The sequence below is a fragment of the Exiguobacterium sp. s59 genome (assembly GCF_018617475.1).
GTDB classification, from domain to species: domain Bacteria; phylum Bacillota; class Bacilli; order Exiguobacteriales; family Exiguobacteriaceae; genus Exiguobacterium; species Exiguobacterium aestuarii.
The window spans coordinates 47,997-71,429 of the sequence record NZ_JACSKG010000001.1; the positions used below are offsets into that span (position 1 = coordinate 47,997).

Genomic DNA, 23,433 nt, shown 5'->3' on the forward strand with positions numbered 1-23,433 from the left:
CTTTTTTTGACTCTATACCTTTCCCATCATTTCACGACAATTGTTTGATATGATGAGAAAAAACGTGTTGAGGTGACTTGAATGTATACAATCTACTTAGTCGACGATGAAGCAAACTTGAATAAAATGCTCGTCACGTATCTAGAACAGGAAGGATACAACGTTCGTTCATTTGCGGACGGGACATCCGCACAAGAAGCCATTCCGGACCAGCCAGACTTATGGGTGCTTGATATCATGCTGCCGGACTTAGACGGATTTCAATTGTTAAAACAAATTAAGGCCGTCAATGCGAATACGCCAACGATTTTCATCTCAGCTCGGGATGAGGATATCGATAAAATCATTGGTCTTGAGATGGGATCGGATGACTACATCGCTAAACCGTTTCTCCCGAGAGAACTCGTCATTCGCGTCAAAAAGCTGATTGATCGTGTCTACGGATCGAAATCAAACGAACATATCGAGTACGGAGAGTATACGATTTATCCGGACAAACGTCTCATCAAACATGGGGATGAAGAGATTGATTTGACATCGAAAGAGTTCGATTTACTTCTTCTCTTCTTAGAACACCCTGGTTCCGCCTTGTCGCGTGAACAGATTCTCGAAGGGGTATGGGGGAATGATTATTTCGGTTCGGACCGTGTCGTCGATGATTTGGTGCGCCGCGTGCGTAAGAAATTGCATCGGCTTGAGCTCGAAACGCTTTACGGTATCGGTTACCGTCTCGTCAGACCATGATGAACGCACTTAAACCGAAGCGTCTCATGTGGAAGATTTGGGTGCTCATCCTGCTCATCATCGTGACGCTCGCGCTTATGATTTTGATCACGATCCGCTCTTCGATCACCCAGTTCATCGATGAACAAGTGTACGAGACGCTACGAGATGTAGACTACTATTTGGGCAATACGAACGAGTTAGAGAATTATCCGCAAAATCCGATTGAATATGACCGGCGCCAGCAAGAGTCACGTTCGGTCAACCAATTGATTTTTCTTCCGAATGGACGAATCATCTACGGATCGGCTCCACTTGAATTGACGAACCGGATGTATCAGGAAGCGTTGAACCAAAGTGGTCAAGTCGAGCGATATCAGACAACGATTGATGGGGAAGACGTCTATTACATCATTCGTCAAAATGAATATGACGGCACAATCGTATATCAAGCTTCCTATGCGTGGGATGCGTACCGACGTGAGTTGGTATCAACATTGTATTGGCGCATCTCGATCCTCATTGGGGTGATCAGCCTGTTGTCACTCATCCCAGCACTGCTCATGTCTCGCCAATTGACGAAGCCGATCGTCGAGATGGAACGGGCGGTCGAGAAGATTTCAAATCGTCAATGGGAGACGGCACTTCCATTGGATCGTCAGGATGAGCTCGGACAACTGGCCCACTCGATCGATGCCATGCGCAAAGAATTGAAAGAACAGGATTTGGCACAGCAGGCATTGCTTCAAAACATTTCGCATGATTTGAAAACACCGATCATGGTCATCCGTGGATATGCCCAATCGATTGGGGATGGCATTTATCCGACAGGGGACTTGAAAGGTTCTTCTGAGGTCATTGACGAAGAAGCATCTCGACTCGAAAAGAAAGTCGTCGATTTGCTATATGTGACGAAGCTCGAATATTTCAAAGGGCAAGAGATGAAACTTGAACCGATCAATCTCGATAAATTGATGGAGCTTCTTGTGGCGCGTTTCAAACTGAGAGGACAGCTTGATTGGGAAATTAATGGTGAAGGCGGAGAGATGCTCGGGGACGGGGAACAGATTCGGGTCGCATTCGAGAACGTTCTCGACAACGCGCTACGCTATGCGGAGACTTGTATTCGGATTGACTTGAATCGGGACGAGTCTGGCGTGGAAATCATCATCTTTAATGATGGACCGCCGGTTGATGAGAGCCTCGACTTATTCCATCAGTTCTCTCGAGGCAAACAAGGAAAGTTCGGACTCGGCTTATTTATCGTCCAACGAATTGTGACACTTCACACAGGGGAAGTCTCCCTTCGAAATACAGGGGACGGAACTGCGGTACGATTTTATTTTCCGCGACTTAAACCGAACCATGCTTTAAAATCTAATGCTTGATTTTCAAAACCAGCCAGAAAACGGCTGGTTTTTTTATGGGAAATGTTAAATAGTCGATTTGCGGGACGTACGGAATCCTGGTATGAATGACATGTAAGTCATTACATATGTTATGGGGGATGAAAAGATGAGTAGATTGACCAATGAAACGAGAGCTTTAATTCCTGTATTTAACGAGTTTGGCGAAGCGGAGACACTCGTGTATCAGCCGGAAGGCGTGACCCGGATGAAAGGATCACCCATCGATCTGTTGGAACATGCGTGTTTGTACTATGGATCGAGCATTCAAGGCAGAATTGAAGCCGCTCGTCATGTCCTCGGTCCACATCGGAAGACACCTGTCGTGATGGATTGGCATGCTGACGCGGTCTTCTTTCCGACGATTGCAAAGGAGAGTCCAGACTGTGCGTGGATCAACTTTCAACATGTGACATCAATCAAGAAAGACGGAAAACAGACGCTTATTCAATTTTTGACAGGTGAGTCGGTCAAGGTTCATGTATCCGATCATACAGTGGCAAGGCAAAAACAACGGTCAATCGAATTATCATACGCTTTTCAAAAACGTTTCCATGACAGCACATTGCAACACGCTTAAGGATTGAATTCACTGGGAAACCCCTCTATGATGAAGAAGAGATATCATATGTGTATTTGCACATCTTCCGAAAGCGAGGGGTTTTTATGTTTTTTGAGAAAATGATTGAACGAGGGAAACTGGTCATCGTGTTTCTTCTCGTAGCAATCGTCGTAGGTGTGCTGACGTTCTTCCAGCTCCCTAAGCGTGAGATTCCGGAGACAGGAATCAATATCGTGCTCGTTCAAACACCGTATCCTGGTGCAACTGCAGAAACGGTTGAACGAAGTGTTACCGGCGTGTTAGAAGAAGAACTACGCAGTCTAGAAGGCGTAGAGAATGTGACGTCGATTTCGGCTTCAGAGTTCTCGAATATTACGGTCGAGTATGCAGATGGAACCGATCAGGCAGAATTTCAGGCGAACGTACGCCAAGCTTTGTCTGATGCGACACCAAAGCTTCCGGAAAACGCACTCGCACCGACAGTCAATGATTCACTCGGTCAATTACCTGTCGCATCGTACTTATTGACAGCAGATGACCGTGAATCATTCGAGGACGTTCGTGCAGATATTGAGCAATTAGAATCAAACCTTCTGCGAATGGATGGTGTGACTGGAGTCACCGTCAAAGGGCTACCGGAGCAGGAATATGTCGTCTCGCTCGACTCCGAACAACTAGGTGCAAGGCAGCTCGCCTTCCCTGATGTGTTGACGGCCATCAACGAAGAGTACAAAACGACACCGCTCGGTCGCCAATCGACCGATGAAGGCATCTATCAACTAGCAATCGACAACTTGACGAATGTAAACGATATGGAGCAAGTCATCGTCGGTTCATTTAACGGAGAGCCCGTCTTGTTAGAAGATGTCGGAACGGTCGAAGAGACGGCGAAAAGTGAGACGGATCTCGTTTCATTAGACGGAAAACCAGCAGTTTCCATCACTGTACCGATTGAATCAGGCTTGGATATCCCGACGATGCAAGACCGTGTCAATGAGGTAGTGGAAGACGGTCTTGGAGATTTAGACGGGTTTGAGCTCGTCCCGTATTATGAACAGGCGAAAGCAGTCGATGCAATCTTCTCATCACTGACGCGTGAATTCATTATCGCGATCATCGCCGTCATTGCTGTGACAACGATTGGTCTCACGTTCTCTGGTTCAATCATCGTCAGTTTGGCAATCCCATTGTCATTCTTGATTGCCTTAATCCCGTTACAGTTCACCGGGGTCGACTTGAACCAAATCTCGATTATCGGAGCGATCATCGCCCTGGGGATTTTGGTCGATGACGCGATTGTCGTCAACGACAATATCTTACGACGGTACCGTAGCGGTGATTCTGCGATGCTCGGAGCAGTTCGTGGAACGAAGGAAGTATGGGGCTCGATTGTCACGTCGACACTCGCGGTCGTCTTCGCCTTCCTTCCGCTCACTTTGCTCTCTGGAGCGAACGGAAACTTCATCCGTGCCTTACCGACGGTGCTCGCGCTCTCAGTTTTGGCATCGATGGTCATCAGTTTGACGCTCGTGCCGATCGCACAGTATCGCTTGAACCGAAAAGAAGTGAAAGTATCGAAGCGTGAACCAGGTTGGCTCGGTGGACCGCTCAATCGTCTCAGCAACTTCTATGCCGACCGTCTCTTGCCAAGCGTCGCGAAACGTCCATGGACGTTCGGGATTGTCGGTTTCGTCATCACGACAGCGCTATATGGTTTGATTCTTCTCACGCCGTTTGAGTTCTTCCCGGCGGCGAACCGTCCGGAAGTCGTGACGAGTGTGACGTTACCTGTACAGACGGATTTAGAAGAGACGGAAGCACGACTTGAAGAAATCGAAGCAAGATTCCAAGAAGAAGAAGGGGTCGTTGAAACATCGATCTTTGCTGGTGGTGGACTTCCTGGTCTATTCACGGGTGGACTCGATCAATCTGGTGAAAACACAGGGCAAGTCGTCGTTCGTGTCGACAATGAAGAAATCGATGCCATCGAGTTGATCGATAAATACACGAACGTGTTGCGTGAAGATTATCCAGACGCCGAAATCTTCTTAGATACGCAACAACAAGGACCGCCGGCATCGGCTCCTGTCGAGTTCACGATGCGTAGCGAAACGATTGATCAGCTCGTCGCTGCACGTGACCAAGTGAAAGCAGACTTGGAAGAAATCGATGGCGCAATCGTCCTCGATAACATTAAAGAACCGTTCCAAACCCTCACATACGAATTGAATCGTGAGGAGATGGCACAAGCGGGCGTGACGGCGAAAGCCATTAGTGATCAAATTCGACTCGTCACAGACGGTATTCCAATCGGCACGTTCGATGATGGGGTAGAACAGCGTGACGTGAAAATTGTCATCGATGCGGAAGCGAATCGCGAAGCACTTGCCCTTGATGACATTTTAGTTCCTGTCGAAACGGAAGCAGGCCCACCTGTTGCACCACTCAGCACGTTTGTGACGGAGACGACAACGGAACAAATCCAACAAATCCCTCGTGAAAACGGGGAGCGTTCGGTCACACTCCAAATTTATGCAAGTGAGGGCATGGACGAAGATGCGTTCAAGCAAGATGTTGAGCAAGTGTTGGAAGATGCGAAGTCTGGGTTAGAGGATGAAGGAATTACGTTCGACCAGACTGGCGCGAGCGACACACAAAACGAGTTCTTCTTAGAGCTTGCGACATTGTTCGTCGTCGTCTTGTTCTTGATTTACTTGATTATCGCATTCCAATTCAACTCATTGTCGCTACCACTTCTCGTGTTATTCACGATTTACCTTGCGATTGCTGGAGCGGTCGTCGGATTGTTCGTGACACAGACGCCGTTCAGTTTCATGGCATCAATGGGGATGGTATCGCTTGCGGGAATCGTCGTTCGGAACGCAGTCGTTCTGTTCGAGTTTATCGAACAACGTATTCGTGAAGGATTACCGGTCACAACCGCTGTATATGAGGCCGGACGGGCTCGGATTCGTCCGATTCTCTTGACAGCGCTCACGGCAGTCGTTGCCCTTTTACCAGTCGCACTTGGAGAAGATCCGCTCTTCAAACCGCTTGCGATCGGAATCGTGTCGGGTATTCTATTCTCGACTGTGTTGACTCTCGTGCTTGTGCCGGCGTATTACCTGATTTTGGCGAAACGTCGTCATAAGGACAAACCATTTACAGAATGAATCTTGAGAAGGTGTGACGCCTAAATGGTGTCACACCTTTTTTTGGACCATTTGTCACATGTTTTGGGTGATGTTGTATGGGTATAATTAGAAGAGAGGTTTTGAACAGTATGGGAGGGAATTGAAGATGAACGATTCATATACTTGGCTCAATCGTAGGAAAGTACGACCTGCGTATAGTGTGACAGGAAGCCGCTCTTGGTCCAGTGAGCGTGTCGTTCGACCAGATCGTGCGCGTGGGAAGATGGTACGCGACGTGAAACGTGTACGTCGTCCGTACGTAGACGAGTACGGCAATCGTCGCTGGACGACGGGGCGTGTGGTCGTCACAGATGCGTCACGTAAGGCTCGGGCGCATGGACACGGTGATACAGCCGTACAATTAGAGTTCTCGACACCAACGCCTTATGAGCGTGTGAAAGAGATGATTCCAACGAAGCGTGTGCTCGTCCCAGTCGTCGCTGGACTTGCTGTCGTCGGTGGGATTGCCGGTGTGGCGTATGCACTTCGTAAAAAGAAACGAAATAAGAAGAACTAAAAAAAATCGCCGAATCATCGGCGATTTTTTTATTTGAAGCGTTCAGCGAGGATGCGCTCGAGTTCACGTTGCCCGAGTTCACGCATTTCTGCCTCATTTTCTTCGTCGTATGCATCGTCCGTGAAGCGTCCGACAAATTCGACTTTGCCATTTCCAAGTTCACGGAACACTAAGTTTTTGCGATCGTTGTAAAAGACGACACGATACTCACGGCCATTTTCATGGTCGTAGTTGAAGACGCCTTTGATGTGATCCATGTTCTTCTCTTCCGGCTGATCCTCATCATCGTCCTCATCTTCTTCTGCTTCAGCTGCTTGGTTAGCTTCATCAAGCGCGTCGGCGAGGACTACCGTTTCTTCTTTTTCTTCCGTCCCCTCTTCCTCAGATGAGACGACTTCTTTTTTTTCTTCTTCTGTCATGTGAAACGACCTCCTTTACTTACTTTCCTATCATACCCACTTTTTATAGTTGTGACTACTCAAAATGATGCGAGCAAACGCGGACAACATTCGAGGACGACATGATCAGTCGCTGGAAGAGTTGGCGTTTGATTGATTCCGGCGCATCGACCGTCTTGAGCGCTTGCTCCATGCATCCGAGCCAATGCCCGGCATGTGTCTCAGAAATCGGATGCTCATGATGAATCATCGCTAAATTCCCGCCACCGCGACGTTCCGAATATAACTTTGGACCACCTAGCAACTGGGTTAGAAATTCAAATTGATGTTGTTTCACCCGATCTTTGTCTGCCGGAAATAGCGGTAGTAAAATCGGGTCGGCATAGACGAGGTCATAAAACGCGTCAACAAGTTGTTGAACGCCGCTTTCGCCTCCAAATTGTTCATAGGCACTCACATTCATTCCCCCTCATACGTTCAGTCTAATCGATTTTGAACAAAAATGGGAACGATGCAGGCTATAACTTTTTTTGGTGGGGTGAAGAGGAGGTTTCCCTCTACAAATGAAGGGAGATGGTTCATAATGAATAAAAAAGGGAAGGAGTGTTCGCTAAAATGACAGTAACCTTTCACGTTGGTCGATCGGGAACGGGGAAAAGTGAACGGATGATTGAACAAGTCATTCAGGATTTGAAACAGAACCCGAGCGGACCAACGATTTATATGATCGTGCCGGACCAAATGTCGTTTGAGATGGAGAAGAAGATGGCGACAGTGGACGGTCTGCGCGGCTCGACAAGGATCCAAGTGCTGTCGATGCGCCGTCTCGCATTCTTAATGATGCGAGATGCGGGAGTGGCAACGGACCAATTCTTAGATCAGACGGGGACGCATCTGTTATTACGGAGAGTCGTCGAGATGAGCGAGGAGCGGCTGACCTTGTTCCGTCGAACGATGAACCAGTTCGGATTTTATGAAGAATTGAACCAATTGATTTCCATGTTGAAGCGAGGACTTGTTGAACCGGAGCATCTATTACGCTTAAGTGAACAAGCGCAACATCGTGCCTTAAAGTTACAGGATCTCTCCATCATCTATGAAGGGTTTTTGAAGATGACGGAAGGTAAGTCGCTACACGCGGAGGATTATTTCAACGTCCTGTTGCAACTGTTACCGGAGACGGATTTGACGGGAGTCCATGTATATGTGGACGGATTTAATGAGTTTTCAGAGCAGGAACTAGCCGTCCTCGTCGGTCTTGCAGAAAAGGTCGACGTCGATGTGTTGTTGACGCTTGATCCCTCATCCATGTATCGTCCGGATCCATTGTTTGGACCGACACAGCGTACGCTCATGCGCTTCAAGGAACTCTTGTCGGAACGACAACTTCTATCGGTCGACAAAACGTATGACAACGTATATCGCTACACACATCCAAGTCTTCGTTATTTAGAGGCGACCTTTGACCAGATGACGGCGGAGCCATACACCGGGACGGAGAATCGTGTCGACTTGCACGCTGCCGTCGACCGGACTGTCGAGGTGGAGGCGGCTATTCGCGAGGTCATCCGACTCACGCGTGAAGAAGGATATCGTTACCGAGACATTGCGCTCATCTCGCGTTCACTCGATGAATATGGCGACCTGGCATCACAAGCGTTACAAAAGATGGGGTTGCCCTACTTCTTAGATGAACGGCAGCCGATGCTTGACCATCCGCTCGTTGAATTGTTGAAAGCCACCATCGACATCGCATTGCGTAGCTATCGGGAGGAAGCTGTTTTTCGGGCATTGAAGACGGAGCTCGTCGTCCTCGACCCAACGCACCGACGCACGTCTGTCGACCGCCTCGAAGCGTTCGTCATTGAACGTGGCATCAAACACTACCATTGGCACGATGCATGGCAGTTACGTCGTCGTACAGGAGAAGAAGCGCGACTGACGAGTGAAGAGCTAGATGTTGAAGTGGAGTTGAATCGCTACCGGGAACGCGTCATCGAAACGTTTGATCCCTTGCTGTCGGATTTGAAACAGGCGAAGACGATGCAAGCCTACACGCATGCCATGTATGCCTTCTTAGAACGAATCGGTGTATCGGACTGTCTGACTCATTGGCGTGACGAAGCGATTGAAGAAGCGCAGTTGCTCGAAGCTCGTGAACATACTCAAGTGTGGGACGCAGTCTTACATTTACTCGAACAGTTAGAAGCGGCAGCTCCAGAAGAGACGTTGTCAACGGAACTGTTTCTCCAGATGATGGACACGGGTCTAGATAGTCTTCGTTATGCGCTCATTCCACCTTCACTCGATCAATTGACGGTGACGGACTATGTCCGTGGTCGATTAATTGATAAGAAAGTGGTGTTCTTGCTAGGGGCGAATGAAGATCAAATTCCTCTCGTCACGACGCAGTCCAAGCTATTGACCGATCACGACTTGGACTTCATGCATGAGAACGGTCTGCGTGCTGGGAAAGCGACCGAGCACTTGTTTGATGATGAAACATATTACTTATATAAAGCAGTGACGGCACCGAGTGAGCGTCTCTACATTAGTTATGCCCTCGTCGATAGAACAGGTAAGGCGATTCAACCGGCGCGCTTCATTGCGGATTTAAAGGCCCGTCTCCATAAAAACGTCATCAAGACCCATTTCGCTGAAGCCGGGGAACACCGACCGCATGACCAATTCGCCTTTTTGACGAATGTGAACCAGACAGCAGCGGTCACGGCTCTCGAACTTCAGCGCTTAAGTCGTCATTATCCGATTCAAGATATGTGGTTCGCCGTCTATAACGAACTGTTGAAACATCCGGACGGTCGCGAGCGATTGCAATTGTTGACGAGCGCCTTGTTTTATCAAAATATCCCGAAATCATTAGACGACGATGTTGCCAAATCGCTTTACACGCCATCGATTCGGGCGAGTGTCTCGCGACTCGAGACGTTCCAAGCGTGTCCGTTCAAGCATTTTGCAAGTTATGGATTGCGTTTAAAAGAACGTCGGCTGTATCGACTCGAAGCACCGGATATCGGAAACCTCTATCACCGAACGATTGAACATATGTCACAGACAGTGAAGATGGACGGAAAAGAATGGCGGGACGTGGCGCCAGATGAATGTGTGAACTTAGCGGAACAGGCGGTAGAACTTGTGACGCCTGAAATCCAACATGCGATTCTGATGAGTTCAAACCGATACGCCTATTTGAAGAAAAAATTGACGGATGTCGTCAGCAAGACGGCAGAGGTATTGATTGAACAGTCGAAACGGGACGGTTTCGACCCGAAAGCGTTTGAACTTGCATTCGGGAGCGGTCAGTTTCCACCTGTCTCATTCACGTTGTCGAATGGGGCGACGTGCGAGCTCATTGGTCGAATCGATCGTGTCGACACGGCAATGGTTCATGACCAGCTGTACGTTCGCATCGTTGATTACAAGTCGAGCAAGCGCGAAGTCGATTTTGCGGAAATTTATTACGGTCTCGCGATGCAAATGCTCATTTATTTGAAAGTGTTGATTGAGCAGGCAGAGGTATGGACGAAAGAGAACGTGGCGCCGGCTGCGGCACTGTATTTCCACGTTCATCGCCCACTCGTACCACCGGCAGGTTCTGATGAAGAGACGCGACAAAAAGTGTTGGAGTCTTATCAGATGCAAGGGCTATTGGTCGACGACCCAGAAATTTTGGAGATGATGGACCGTTCCGCAAAAGAATCTTCGAAAAAATCGATTGTCATCCCGGTCAAATATAAAAAAGATGGGACGCCTGATGCGAATACGTTGAAGAAAATCGTCACACCGCCTCAACTCGAACAGTTGATGGACCATGCGTTTGATGTCGTCAAATCGAGTGCCGAGGAAATGTATGACGGAAAAATAGACGTAGAGCCGTACGAATATAAAGAACGGCGACCGTGTCAGACATGTCCGTATCAGAGTGTCTGCCATTTTGACGAGGCGCTCTCGAATGAACCTCGCAAATTGAAAAAGTTAGAGAAAGAAGATGTATTTCAGGAGTTAGGAGGGGATGACCGTGAAATGGACGAATGACCAGTTCGCCGCAATTGAAGCGAGGGGAAGTCACGTCCTCGTCTCGGCTGCGGCCGGATCGGGGAAGACAGCAGTTCTCGTCGAGCGGTTGTCTAGCCGATTGCTCGATGAAGCAGATGAATTGACGGCAGATCGTATGCTCGTCGTGACATTTACAAACGCGGCAGCGGCAGAAATGAAGCGACGCATCGCAAAGGCGCTGGAAGAGGCGTTGCGTGACGACCCGACGAATGAGTATGTCCGGAAACAGCGACAAATGTTGAACCGGGCACTCATTACAACCATCCACTCGTTCTGTTTAGAAGTGATTCGCGAAAATTACTATTTATTGGACTTAGATCCGGCATTCAAGATTGCGGAAGAGCGAGATCTCGTGTTGTTACAAGATGATGTGTTAGAAGAAGTGCTTGAAGAAGAGTACGGGAAGCAGGATACAGATTTCTTCGCCCTTGTCGATGCTTACACATCAGATCGCGGGGACAGTGAAATCGAAGACCTCATTCTCGGTCTATATCATTATGCCCGTACACTCCCGGACCCCGACGCCTATTTAGATAACCTCATTTCGATGTATACGTTCGGAGATGACCCGGATCGGGAAGCCATCCTCATCGAATTTGGCCACATGTTGTGGCAAGACATCGAAAAAGCGGTGCGTGATCTTCGGAAGCTTGAGGCGGAGCTTCGGGTTGCAGGATATGAACCCCAGTCGGAAAACATCCGTCAGGCAATTTTCCCGTTAGAACAGTTAGAAGGGGAAGCCGTCGTCTGGAGCGAACTCGAGACGGCTGCACGTGCGATGAAGTTTGGCACGATGAAATCCGTTCCTAAAAAAGAGGAACACCAGATTTATCATGAGGTGCTCAAACCGGCGTATGATCAAGCGAAGAAAAAATTGACGGCGGCTGTTGAGCAGGCACGTGTCAGCGGGGCGGATTTATTGGAAAGCGTCTCGATGCAACAACCTCTCGTCAAGACGCTCGTCCAAACGGTTCGTGCGTTCGGAAAAGCATATGAACAAGCGAAGCGCGACCGAGCCTTCGTCGACTTCAGCGACTTGGAACATTATGCTCTCGCCATCTTACGGCAGGAAGATGGACCGTCTGATGTCGCGGCTCTGTACAAAGAACGCTTTGTCGAGGTACTGGTCGATGAGTATCAAGATACGAACGAAATTCAAGAAACCATCATCAATCTTGTCGCAAATGAACGGGAAGAAATCGGGAACTTGTTTATGGTTGGAGACATCAAGCAATCCATTTATCGGTTCCGTCATGCGGAGCCAGGTCTCTTCATCGATAAGGCGACACGCTTCAAACAGGCGGACACGGGAAAACGAATCGATCTCTCCCAAAACTTCCGTAGTCGGGCAGAGGTGCTTCATGGGATCAATGACTTGTTCGTTCAGCTCATGGACGAAGAGGTCGGAGAAATCGCTTATGATGAGGCCGCTCAACTCGTTCCGGGTCGTGAATATGAACCGATCCCAGCGAATCCCGAATTGATGATTGTCGACGGAGCGAGTCGTGAATTATCGAAACAGGAAGTCGAAGGACGAGCCATCGCGACCCGAATTTTAGAGCTAGTGTCTGGAGATGAACCGTTCAAAGTGACGGATGAAGCGACGGGACAACTCAGGAACTGTGAGTATCGGGACATCGTGATTCTCGTCCGTTCAAAAAAAGGACGAGTCGAGCAGTTGATGGACATTTTGACTCAGTACAATATTCCAGCTTATACGGATTCCGATGGCGGCTATTTTCAAGCGACAGAGATTCGCATGATTCTTGCTCTCTTGAAAGTAATTGATAACCCGCTTCAGGATATTCCGCTCGCCGGAGCGCTCCGTTCCCCGATGTTTCGATTCGATGATGGTGAGCTAGCACGAATCCGACTCGAGTCCGAAGATTCGTTCTATGAGGCGCTGAAGGCGAAAGCGGATGATGATGACGAGCTCGGTGTGAAGTGTGGAGACTTTCTCGATCGTCTTTCCCGCTGGCGTACCTATGCGCGCAATCATAGCTTATCCGAATTGATTCAACAGTTGTTCAACGACACTGGATTTTATGACTTTTCCGGTGGATTGCCTGGTGGAAAAGGGCGCCAAGAAAATTTGAAGGCGCTCTATGACCGCGCGCTCTCTTATGAACGAAGCGGCTATCGTGGACTGTATCGCTTTTTACGTGTCATGGACCGTTTACAAGATACGGGGGAAGATCTATCCGAGGCGCGGTCTCTCGGCGACGAAGAAAACGTCGTTCGTATCATGACTGTGCATAAGTCAAAAGGTCTCGAGTTCCCGGTAACGATTGTCGCCCAGCTCGGAAAACAGTTCAATACACTCGATCAGAAACAGCGAGTCATTTTCCATAAGCAGTATGGAATTTCACTTGATGCAATCGATGTCGTGACACGTACAAAGGCGGAGACGTTCGTGAAAGCGATGATTCGACGAGATTTAGACGCGACGATGAAAGCAGAAGAGATGCGTGTCCTCTATGTCGCGTTGACACGGGCAAAAGAGAAATTGATTCTCGTCGGAACGGTCGGGGATTCGCTCAAACAGCTCCAACAGTGGCTACAAGTCGAACAATCTGGAGAATTGTTAGCGAGTGAGGCGAGACGTGAAGCGAAAACGTACTTGGATTGGATTGCGCCAGCACTCTTACGTCTACCAAGTGCCTCGCCATTTATCGAATCGTTCGGATTCACTACAGCCGCTACATTCTATGAGTCGTCTTCTTGGACGTACCGTATGATTGGTGAAGCTGATTTGGCGGAGGTTGCGACACTACAAGAGATGATGGCGCAGCTACATCATGTTCAACAGTTTGAAGCGATTGATTTCCCTATTCAAAATGAGGAAGCGACGATTCATGCCATTCACCAAGCATTGACATATGCATATCCGGCTCAAGATGCCGTACGCACGGCGGCGAAACAAACGGTGACGGAATTGAAACGAGCGATGCAACTGGAACAAGCCGCCTTTGAAGACCCGGTTCGACCAATCGATACACCTTATCGGGAGCCGAAATGGCGTCAAGTGAAACAGAGCGGTGCCGAACGCGGGACTACGTTACATCTGATTTTCCAAATGGCTGATCCGAATCAACCGATTGTCGATCAAATCGATCAATGGGAGAGACAAGGGATGCTTAGCCCGGTCGAGGCTGAAACGGCACGTCTCGCCATTCCTGACGTAGAGGCGTTTTTCCGTACCGACGTCGGACAGGCGCTCGCCGATGCGCTCAAACAGGGTACCGCTTGGCGAGAACTGCCATTCACCTATACCGTACCGGCTGAACGGGTCAACCCAGATGGGCAGTTTACCGATGAAGACGTACTGATTCAAGGGATTATCGACTGTCTGTACTTCGATGGGACATCTTATATCCTGTTGGACTATAAATCAGACGCCGTCGTTCATTTATCCGGATCCCGTGAAGACGCACATCAACGGCTTCGGGATCGTTACGCGATTCAATTGCAACTGTACCGAGAAGCGATTGAGACGATTTGGGATATTCGTGTCGAGCAGACGCTTATTTACTCACTCGACTTACAAGAAATCGTCACAGTGGCCACCTCATAAAGAGCAAGCCAAGAGCGATGTCAGTTATATGACATCGCTCTTTTTGTTATGTGCATTTTCACATTCTAAATCGTTGACAAGTAAGAGGCGGAGGAGTAATTTATTTTATATAAGTAATTGTTCCATATAGAACAATCCGAGTCGGAACGATAAAAGGAGTGAAGTAGCATGACCGAGATGAGTGCAACAAGAGCGCGGGAAATGATGCAATCGTTTTGGCGCGTACAGCGCGTCTTGATTCGCCTCATGCATCAGACGGCCCAACAAAACGACCTTACCTTGCCACAACTTCATGGACTGATGATGTTGAATGAACAGGGTGCGATCACACAAAAAGAATTAGTGCGGCGCACAAGAATGCCGAAGAGTACGTTGAGTCAATCATTGGATGGTCTAGTGGAGAGAGGGTTGATTCGACGAGACATCAATCCGGATAATCGCCGCGAAGTGGTATTGACGATTGATCAATCTGGCAAACAATTGATTGATGAGATTGAACAACAAGAGGAAGGGACCGAACAACAGTTGAATCAAATCTTGTCTCGCTTAGATGAGGAGACGTATCGTCATATGATTGAAGCCCATCAACAGATTGCAGATGGATTAAATGAAGGATTCACAGATTGTGAAGGGGGATGTCGTCATGATTAAGTTGTTAAAACGTTTGATTACTTATAAATGGGCCGTCCTCATGGTCTTGTTATTTGTGTTCGCACAGTCACTAGCAGATTTATTCTTACCGACATTAATGGCGGATATTATCGATAACGGGGTCGTGACAGGAGATACCGGCTATATTTGGCAAATGGGTGGAATCATGCTCGGTGTGACCGGACTTGGGGCACTCGCGGCAGTCGTGGCAAGTTTTTATTCATCGAAAGCGGCGATGGGATTCGGTCGTGATTTACGAAGACGCGTCTTTAACCATGTCGAGCGTTTCTCGCTCGAAGAGTTCGACCGTGTCGGAACAGCCTCGCTCATCACGCGGACGACGAATGACATCACGCAAGTCCAACAAGTCATTATCATGATGCTTCGGATGGTCGTCAGTGCACCGATCATGTTTGTCGGTGGTTTGATCATGGCGACGTCGAAAGATGCCACGTTGTCACTCGTCATCGTTGCCGCCATGCCTTTTCTCGTCATCTCGATCTTCCTTATTTTTTGGAAAGCGATGCCGCTCTTTAAGAAAGTACAGAAGCGATTGGATCGTTTGAATCTTGTCCTCCGAGAAAACTTGACAGGCATTCGAGTCATTCGGGCCTTCAATCGTGAAAAAGAAGAACAAGTCCGTTTGACAGAGGCGAATGAGCGATTGACGGATGTCTCAATCAAAGTCAACCAAATCATGGCGTTTCTCATGCCGGTCATGATGCTCGTCATGAACTTGACCGTTGTCGGCGTCATTTGGTTCGGTGGCATCCGAATCGATAACGGGGCGATGCAAATCGGGGATTTGATGGCGTTCATTCAATATGTCATGCAAATCATGTTCGCGCTCGTCATGGCTTCTGTCATGTTCATCATGATTCCGCGGGCGTCGGTATCGGCGAACCGAATCAATGAAGTGCTCGAGATGACACCTTCACTAGTTGATGAAGGCACAAAAGCGGCGGATGCTGAGCACGGGACACTCGTGTTTGATGATGTCACGTTCTTTTACCCCGGTGCCGAGGAACCGGCATTATCACATGTCAGTTTTTCAGCGAACCCGGGTGAAGTCACAGCTGTGATTGGTGGAACCGGATCTGGGAAATCGACACTCGTTAATCTGATTCCACGATTTTATGATGTGACATCTGGAGAAATTCGTGTGAACGGGGTCGATGTTCAAGCCGTATCGCAAGAAGAGCTCCGTTCAAAAATCGGATACGTGCCGCAAAAGGCGTTGCTGTTCACGGGAACGATTGCAGAGAACATTCGATACGGGAAAGCCGATGCGTCGACCGAAGAAGTCATACATGCCGCATCGATCGCACAGGCGAGCGACTTTATCGAGAAGATGCCAGATCGATATGAATCTGTGATTGAGCAAGGTGGGTCGAACGTGTCGGGTGGACAAAAGCAACGCCTCTCCATCGCCCGGGCGCTCGTTCGAAAACCAGATTTGTATGTATTCGACGACAGCTTTTCGGCACTCGATTTCAAGACGGATGCCGCGTTACGCAAGGCGTTAAAAGAAGAAACGAAAGATGCGACCGTATTGATTGTCGCACAACGGGTGAGTACGATCATGGATGCTGATCGCATCATCGTACTCGAAGAAGGAAGTGTGGCCGGAATCGGTACACATGAAGAATTGTTTGCGACGAATGCGGTATATCAAGAAATCGTGAAGTCGCAGCTGTCTGAGGAGGAAATCGCATGAGTGAGAAACAAACAACGACGCGACAAACTCATGGCGGGCATGGTGGCCCAGGAGGTCCTGGCGGTGGGAATATGATGATGATGGGTGAGAAGCCGAAGGCGTTCAAAGTCACATTCCGTCGTCTGCTCGCCTATTTGAAACCACGACGAAATACGTTGATTGCGGTTTTCGTCGCAGCCATTCTAAGTACGGTATTCATGATTGCTGGTCCAAAGATCATGGGGATTGCCATCACGGAACTCTTTGAAGGTGCCTATGCGAAATTTACAGGTGTGCCGGGCGCGGAGATCGATTTCACGAGAATCGGACAAATCTTGTCCTTGCTCGCAGGACTTTACGTCATCAGTAGCCTATTCAATTACGTTCAACAGTATTTGATGTCTGGCGTTGCCCAGAAGACCGTTTATGATTTGCGAGAAGACGTCAACAAAAAATTAGAACGACTACCGCTTAAGTATTATGATGGACGTTCAAATGGGGAGACGTTAAGCCGAGTGACGAACGATATTGACTTGATTGGGAGCACGCTTCAACAAAGTGTGACGTCATTCATTACATCAATCGTCACGATTATCGGGATCTTGATTATGATGCTGTCCATCAGTCCCCTTTTGACGATCATCTCCCTTGTGTCATTACCACTGACAATCTTTGCAATTCGTCCGATTTTAAAACGTTCGCAACAATACTTTTCCGATCAACAGCGTCATCTAGGACGATTGAATGGTCATGTGGAGGAAATGTATACCGGACACGCGGTCGTTAAAGCGTTCGGGCGTGAAGATACAGCTGTCCGTGAGTTTGATGAGGTGAATGAAGAACTCTACAATGCCGGGCGTAAGGCGCAATTTATCTCAGGGATTATCATGCCAATGACGATGTTCATCGGAAACATCAGCTATGTGTTAATCAGTGTTGTCGGTGGGATTTTAGTCACACAACGAAGCATCTCGATCGGGGATATTCAAGCGTTTATCACGTATACGCGGCAGTTCACCCAACCGATTACGCAAACAGCGAACATCGCAAACATCGTCCAGTCGACGGTCGCTGCAGCAGAACGGGTATTTGAGTTGTTAGACGAAGAGGAAGAAGTGAAAGAAGTGACGACGTATCGCCTAGAGCGGGCGGAAGGAAATGTCGCATTCCGTCACGTCGACTTTGGATACGGGGACAATCTCCTCATTCAAGACATGAACCTCGACGTGAAGACGGGACAAACGGTGGCGATCGTCGGTCCGACCGGTGCCGGAAAAACGACATTGATCAATCTCCTCATGCGTTTCTATGAATTGAACGGTGGAGAGATTCTGATTGACGGTAAAGATTCTAGACACATGTCGAGAGAAGATTTACGTCATACGTTCGGGATGGTCTTACAGGATACGTGGCTCTTTAATGGAACAATCCGTGACAACATCGCTTACGGAAAAGTGGGTGCGACGGAAGCGGAAATCGTCAACGCAGCGAAGACAGCGCATGCGGATTCATTCATTCGGACGTTGCCGGACGGATATGACACAGTCTTGAACGAAGAAGCGAATAACATCTCACAAGGACAGAAGCAATTGCTGACGATTGCGCGAGCGGTACTCGCGAATCCGCCGATAATGATTTTGGATGAGGCAACATCAAGTGTAGATACGCGTACCGAGATTTTGATTCAACAGGCGATGAAGCGGTTGATGAAAGGACGAACGAGTTTCGTCATCGCCCACCGGTTATCGACGATTAAAGATGCAGACTTGATCTTGGTGATGGACCAAGGCCGTGTCATCGAACAAGGGACACATGAGTCGCTGCTTGAAGCCGGTGGTTTTTATGAAGATTTGTACAACAGTCAGTTTGCTGAAAAAGAAGTTGTATAAGAAGAATATAGGTTTTACGGCCAGGCGATTAGGCAAAAGACGTACGAAGATGAGTTTCGTACGTCTTTTTATTTTGTGTAACAATTACAAATCCGTTAAAATAAAAAAATGGGATAAAAAATGGAGGAACGATTATGGTAAAAATCTTACTTGCGGAAGACGAAGAAGTACTACGCATGCTCGTTATGGATACATTAGAAGACGAAGGATATGACATCGATGAGGCACAAGATGGAGTAGAGGCCTATCGATTGATTGAAGAGAACGAATATGATTTGGTGATTGTGGACCATATGATGCCCGGGATGACAGGGCTTGAGGTCATTGAAAAAGTAAGGAAGTTACCAGGGCGACAAGATACGAAAGTGATGATGTTGACAGCGAAAAGCCAACAATCTGACCGTGATTGCGCGAATGAGATTGGTGTCGACTACTTCATTTCAAAACCGTTCAGCCCACTTGAACTTGTCAAAATCATAGGAGGCATCGTGAAGTGAAAAGGTGGTTTAAACAAAAACTCGGGCGCGACATCATGGTCGTCCTCTATTCGTTCCTCGCCATCGCGTTGGTCGGATCGGTTCTGACCTATGTGTATATCGAGAATCGACTCGAAGCGAATGAGGCTCGTTTACGTCAAGTTGATGAACGCGTCAATCGTTTGACGACGCTCTGGGATGATTGGCAGGCCGATCAGTATGATACACGTGGATATCTCTTGTTTGGAGATACATCATCTCTTGAACGCGCAAGTGCGAACGAAGCGAAGTTCCAACAAGAAATCAATTGGTTTAAAACGCAAGTCACTACTCGTCAAGGTGAGTTGTTCGCAGAAGATTTGCAGCAGTTCCATGACTTTTACTACGACGTCATCATTCCGGTGACGTATGAGTATGCGCAGGCACAGCTTGATGGTGATGTAACGGAAACGTTTATCGATGCTGAAACAATCGCCGAGTTACCGACGGCGCAACGATTGATTGATCAAGGTGTCGTCCAATTTAATCCGGAGCGTGGCATCGATATTTTAGGGCCGATTGATGAAGTCGAATCCTCGTTAGAAAACTATCGTAAATTGATGGCTTCTGAAAAAGAGGCGGTCTACGCGGAATGGCGCCAAAACAATAACATGCTTCAATTCTTGTGGATTATGAGCATTGCCTCATTCGCTGCATTGATTTTGTTATTCGTCCAACCGTTCCTTCGTCGTCAAACACGCTTGATTTCAAAACTCTCAATCGCATCGAACCGTTTGTTGAAAGGTGAGATCGTCGACTTGAGTGATCAAATGAAACGAGAAGATGAGATTGGTACGATGTCTCGCTCGTTCCATAAGATGGCCGAGACACTTCGTGACAACGAACGTCATTTGATTGAAAAGAACCATGAACTTCAGGCGCAACAAGAAGAATTGATTGCCCAACAAGAAGAGCTTCAGGCACAGCAACAAGAGCTTGAAGAGATTCTCGAGCAGACTCAACAGAACGAACAACATCTCGCTTACCGAAACGAATTGACGGAGACGTTAGCGTCACGTGATTCGCTTACGGCGTATCCAGAGATTATCGAGAAACTCGTTACGATTACGGACTCGGAAGTCGGTGCACTCGTCTTCGTCGATGAATCGGGCACGTACCGCGTGACGAGCCATGGTTTGAATGACACGTTGTCCCGTCAATTGCTCGATAGTGAGAATTCTGTGTTAACGCGGGCGATGACGTTGAAGACGACGGTACACTCAGCGAAACAAGTTGCGAGCGACCATCCGCTTCCTTACCCGTACTATATGTTCGAAACGGCGGTACCGGTCCATGACCCGACGGACGATTCGATTATCGCGTTCATCTATTTGGTCCGCTATAAAGACCGTTTCACACAGACACAGATGGGTGACATCATGTCGTTCGCTCGTCAGCTTTCACTCTCGCTCTTACGGATGCGTCTATTCGAAGAGATGAAACGCGAGAAAGGGAAGACAGAACGCATCCTCGACTCGATTCGAGAGGCGGTCGTCTATATCGAACATGCGACAGATGATGTATTCGTCAACCGTCCACTTTATGAAATGTTCCCGGAACTGAGTGACGTCAGCACACAGGACCTTGAAGAAGAAACATGGGAAGAGTGGCGTAATCGCCTTGTCGAAACGGTGGACCAAGCAGAAGACTTTACGAAGTATACAAATCGATTGTTCACGGAAGACTTCCCACATGACAGTGTGAGCTTCTCAATCCGTAAAGGTGAAATGAACTTGCAGATGTATGCTGAACGGATTATTGTCGGCGGTCTATCGAAAGGGACGCTTCTCGTCTTCCGGGATATCACAAGTGAGACAGAGGCTGAACGATTGAAGAGTGAATTCATCTCAACGATTTCTCATGAATTGCGGACACCGCTTTCGTCCATCTACGGATTCACAGAATTGATGGTGAAAAAGCAGTTACCGAATGAGAAACAAGCAAAATATTTAGAGACAATTCATGCGGAGACGGAACGTCTGACGCATCTCGTCAATGATTTCCTTGATGTGCAGCGGATGGAATCCGGTAGTCAAATGTACGACCGGGAACAACTCGATATCGAACCGGTCGTCCGAGACATGTTGACGTTCTATGAAGCGTCATCTTTGAAGCACGAATTCGAATTGATTGCGGATGATGCACGTCCTTACGAATTGTTCGTCGACTGCCAGAAGTTCAAGCAGTTGATGAGTAATCTCTTGTCGAACGCAGTGAAGTATTCTCCACGTGGTGGAAAAATCACGGTAGAGCTTGCTCATCATGAGCAAATCGTGTCCATCAAAGTGAAGGACGAAGGAATTGGAATTCCGAGCGACGCGCTCGACCGATTATTTGATAAGTTCTATCGCGTCGATAACTCCGACAGCCGTGAGATCGGCGGAACGGGTCTTGGTTTACCAATCTGTCAAGAAATCGTCCGAGGTCATAACGGTCAAATTCATGTGGAATCGATTCAACATGAGGGGTCGACCTTCATCGTTGAAATTCCTAGCTATGAATACGCTGTCCAAGAGGCAGAGATAACACCAGTATAATGAATGGAGTCATCCTCGAAGGATGGCTCTTTTTTTTAGGAAAGCGTTCGCTTGACCAATCAGGAGAGGGTTCGTGTACAATGAAGACTGTACAACAACATAAAGGGGGGCATTAGAATGCCACTGATTGCATTCTTGCACACACACGTCACGAGCTGGATTTTGTTACTTATCTTATTTGCCGTAGCCTATATTGGTTACAAGAACGGCAACAAGAGTGGAAAGATCGCACATATGGCGTTTCGACTCATGTTACTCATCGCATTCGGGACAGGACTTTATCTCTACCTTCAATTGAACGGAGGCGGCACGTTCTATCACGTGAAAATCACAGTCGGGTTACTGGCATTGATTTTCGGTGAGATGACACTTGTCAAAGTGAAAAAGAACAAACCATCGAACGCCTTTTTCGGCGGATTTATCGTATTGGCACTCGTGACAATCTTTATCGGTTACGCATTACCATACGGACAATCTTTCTTCAACAGCTTCATTCAATAATACTTTCCCACTTCGCACACCGAAGTGGGAATTTTTTGTTTGTACACAAATTATTAGGGGAAAATAAAAAAATCAGTAATCATGACGATGAGGTGAAACGATGGATCAACAAATGACGGAATGGACACGCGTATTACATGCACGGAAATGGATGAAACAAACAGAATCATTTTTACCACTATGGCACGGCTATATCGGATATAAGTTTGGTTTATTCGATGCACTTCAAGGTGGCGCAAGTATGGCGGAGATGAATTTACGACTCAAACGCCCGTTGACGCAACTTGCGCTAGAGCGTTGGTTAGAAGTTGGGGTCGCAGTGCGTCATTTGAAGAAGAGAGGATGGCGCTACTATCCGACACGTGGATTAAAATACCAGTTGTCTGGTAACGATGAGCGGAGCATCGGATTCATGCTCCAAGAGATGATGGAACTTCACATCCCTGCGTTGATCGCTTACCCAGAATTCTTAGAGTCTGGGAAACAAAAGACGTTTGATGGGGCCGAACACGGTCAAGTCGTCGCGAAAACATCGACGCTCGTCGAGACGGTCGCATTCCCGATCGTACAGCAACTGTTACGTCAGGCGAACGTCGGGTCGATGCTTGATATCGGTTGTGGGCATGGTGGTTATTTACGTAAATTACAAGCGCTCGAACCGAATTGGGAATTGACGGGGATCGATTTAGAGGAAGAGGTTATCGAAGAAGCGCGGTCTCGTGATGAACGGGGCGATATTCATTTTGAAGTCGCCGATTTCATGAACTGGGAAACAGAAGAACAATTCGATGCGGTCATGATGAACAATATGCTCTATTATTTCTCACCAGAGGAGCGAATCAAACTGCTTGAACGGCTTCGGGATCGTTTAGAAGAGAACGGGGTCGCAGTTCTTGTGACACCACTTGCGGAGACGGCACTCGGCGGACGGTTCGCTTCTGCATTCAACGCCTTCATGACGCTTCACGATAACTTATATCCGCTCCCGACCATTCCACGATTACGCCGACAAATGCAGGAAGTCGGATTTGAACAAATTCGATTCATCCCATTCATCCCAGAAGGGTCTTGGTATATCGTCATCGCCGAGCGAGGAAACAAGAACCTGCTCAATCAACCGATTCAAAATTGAACTTGTCTCCGGTCATTTCTATAATGATAGAGAAGCATAAGAGACTATTCACATAGGGAGTTGT

16 protein-coding genes are annotated in these 23,433 nt (G+C 48.0%); 14 read left to right on the top strand and 2 right to left on the bottom strand.

The features are described 5' to 3' along the window. Window positions 1–81: 81 nt before the first annotated feature. The 5 genes from KNO91_RS00320 to KNO91_RS00340 all read left to right on the top strand — a co-directional run bounded on the left by KNO91_RS00320 (window position 82) and on the right by KNO91_RS00340 (window position 6,402). Window positions 82–744 carry a response regulator transcription factor gene (locus tag KNO91_RS00320; protein WP_015880954.1) on the top strand — a complete coding sequence of 221 codons (663 nt, stop codon included), beginning with the start codon at window positions 82–84 and terminating at the stop codon, window positions 742–744. Next, complete coding sequence (locus tag KNO91_RS00325) at window positions 741–2,111, top strand: sensor histidine kinase (RefSeq protein ID WP_214794510.1); 1,371 nt, start codon at window positions 741–743, stop codon at window positions 2,109–2,111. The genes KNO91_RS00320 and KNO91_RS00325 overlap by 4 nt, the downstream gene beginning before the upstream one ends. A 127-nt stretch (window positions 2,112–2,238) precedes the next feature. Further along, a complete protein-coding gene (locus KNO91_RS00330; RefSeq protein WP_214789682.1) occupies window positions 2,239–2,709 on the top strand; it encodes a competence protein ComK in 471 nt (156 codons plus the stop codon). Window positions 2,710–2,795: 86 nt separating this feature from the next. Beyond that, the gene (locus KNO91_RS00335) at window positions 2,796–5,864 is read left to right on the top strand and encodes an efflux RND transporter permease subunit (RefSeq protein WP_214815533.1); all 3,069 of its coding nucleotides are present in this window, start codon (window positions 2,796–2,798) and stop codon (window positions 5,862–5,864) included. Window positions 5,865–5,991: 127 nt separating this feature from the next. Further along, the gene (locus KNO91_RS00340; protein WP_015880958.1) at window positions 5,992–6,402 is read left to right on the top strand and encodes a hypothetical protein; all 411 of its coding nucleotides are present in this window, start codon (window positions 5,992–5,994) and stop codon (window positions 6,400–6,402) included. A gap of 29 nt (window positions 6,403–6,431) precedes the next feature. Here the strand turns inward: KNO91_RS00340 and KNO91_RS00345 are convergent, their stop codons facing one another. Both KNO91_RS00345 and KNO91_RS00350 read right to left on the bottom strand, forming a co-directional pair. Then, on the bottom strand, window positions 6,432–6,821 hold the full coding sequence (locus tag KNO91_RS00345; RefSeq protein ID WP_214815536.1) for a hypothetical protein: 390 nt from the start codon (window positions 6,819–6,821) through the stop codon (window positions 6,432–6,434). A gap of 55 nt (window positions 6,822–6,876) precedes the next feature. Continuing rightward, window positions 6,877–7,257: a truncated hemoglobin gene (locus tag KNO91_RS00350; RefSeq protein WP_214789676.1), complete on the bottom strand. Its 381-nt coding sequence runs from the start codon at window positions 7,255–7,257 to the stop codon at window positions 6,877–6,879. 158 nt (window positions 7,258–7,415) lie between these two features. Between KNO91_RS00350 and addB the strand changes: the two genes are divergently transcribed. The 9 genes from addB to KNO91_RS00395 all read left to right on the top strand — a co-directional run bounded on the left by addB (window position 7,416) and on the right by KNO91_RS00395 (window position 23,369). Further along, entirely contained in the window at window positions 7,416–10,853 is a 3,438-nt protein-coding gene (addB, locus tag KNO91_RS00355; protein WP_214815539.1) for a helicase-exonuclease AddAB subunit AddB, read from the top strand. Next, window positions 10,831–14,448 (top strand): helicase-exonuclease AddAB subunit AddA, encoded by a 3,618-nt coding sequence (addA, locus tag KNO91_RS00360; RefSeq protein WP_214815541.1) that lies wholly within the window; start codon window positions 10,831–10,833, stop codon window positions 14,446–14,448. Before addB ends, addA begins: the two co-directional genes overlap by 23 nt. Window positions 14,449–14,616: 168 nt before the next feature. Beyond that, entirely contained in the window at window positions 14,617–15,099 is a 483-nt protein-coding gene (locus KNO91_RS00365) for a MarR family winged helix-turn-helix transcriptional regulator (RefSeq protein ID WP_214794498.1), read from the top strand. Next, window positions 15,092–16,816, top strand: a complete 1,725-nt coding sequence (locus KNO91_RS00370) for an ABC transporter ATP-binding protein (RefSeq protein WP_214789668.1) — start codon at window positions 15,092–15,094, stop codon at window positions 16,814–16,816. Before KNO91_RS00365 ends, KNO91_RS00370 begins: the two co-directional genes overlap by 8 nt. Next, window positions 16,813–18,684 carry an ABC transporter ATP-binding protein gene (locus KNO91_RS00375; RefSeq protein WP_285800644.1) on the top strand — a complete coding sequence of 624 codons (1,872 nt, stop codon included), beginning with the start codon at window positions 16,813–16,815 and terminating at the stop codon, window positions 18,682–18,684. Before KNO91_RS00370 ends, KNO91_RS00375 begins: the two co-directional genes overlap by 4 nt. A gap of 134 nt (window positions 18,685–18,818) precedes the next feature. Then, complete coding sequence (locus KNO91_RS00380) at window positions 18,819–19,181, top strand: response regulator (RefSeq protein ID WP_074032651.1); 363 nt, start codon at window positions 18,819–18,821, stop codon at window positions 19,179–19,181. Further along, window positions 19,178–21,736 (top strand): sensor histidine kinase, encoded by a 2,559-nt coding sequence (locus tag KNO91_RS00385; RefSeq protein WP_214794496.1) that lies wholly within the window; start codon window positions 19,178–19,180, stop codon window positions 21,734–21,736. The genes KNO91_RS00380 and KNO91_RS00385 overlap by 4 nt, the downstream gene beginning before the upstream one ends. Window positions 21,737–21,853: 117 nt before the next feature. Next, the gene (locus KNO91_RS00390; protein WP_214789665.1) at window positions 21,854–22,237 is read left to right on the top strand and encodes a YisL family protein; all 384 of its coding nucleotides are present in this window, start codon (window positions 21,854–21,856) and stop codon (window positions 22,235–22,237) included. A 100-nt stretch (window positions 22,238–22,337) separates the two neighbouring features. Continuing rightward, the gene (locus KNO91_RS00395; protein ID WP_214815544.1) at window positions 22,338–23,369 is read left to right on the top strand and encodes a class I SAM-dependent methyltransferase; all 1,032 of its coding nucleotides are present in this window, start codon (window positions 22,338–22,340) and stop codon (window positions 23,367–23,369) included. The last annotated feature ends 64 nt before the right edge of the window (window positions 23,370–23,433 follow it).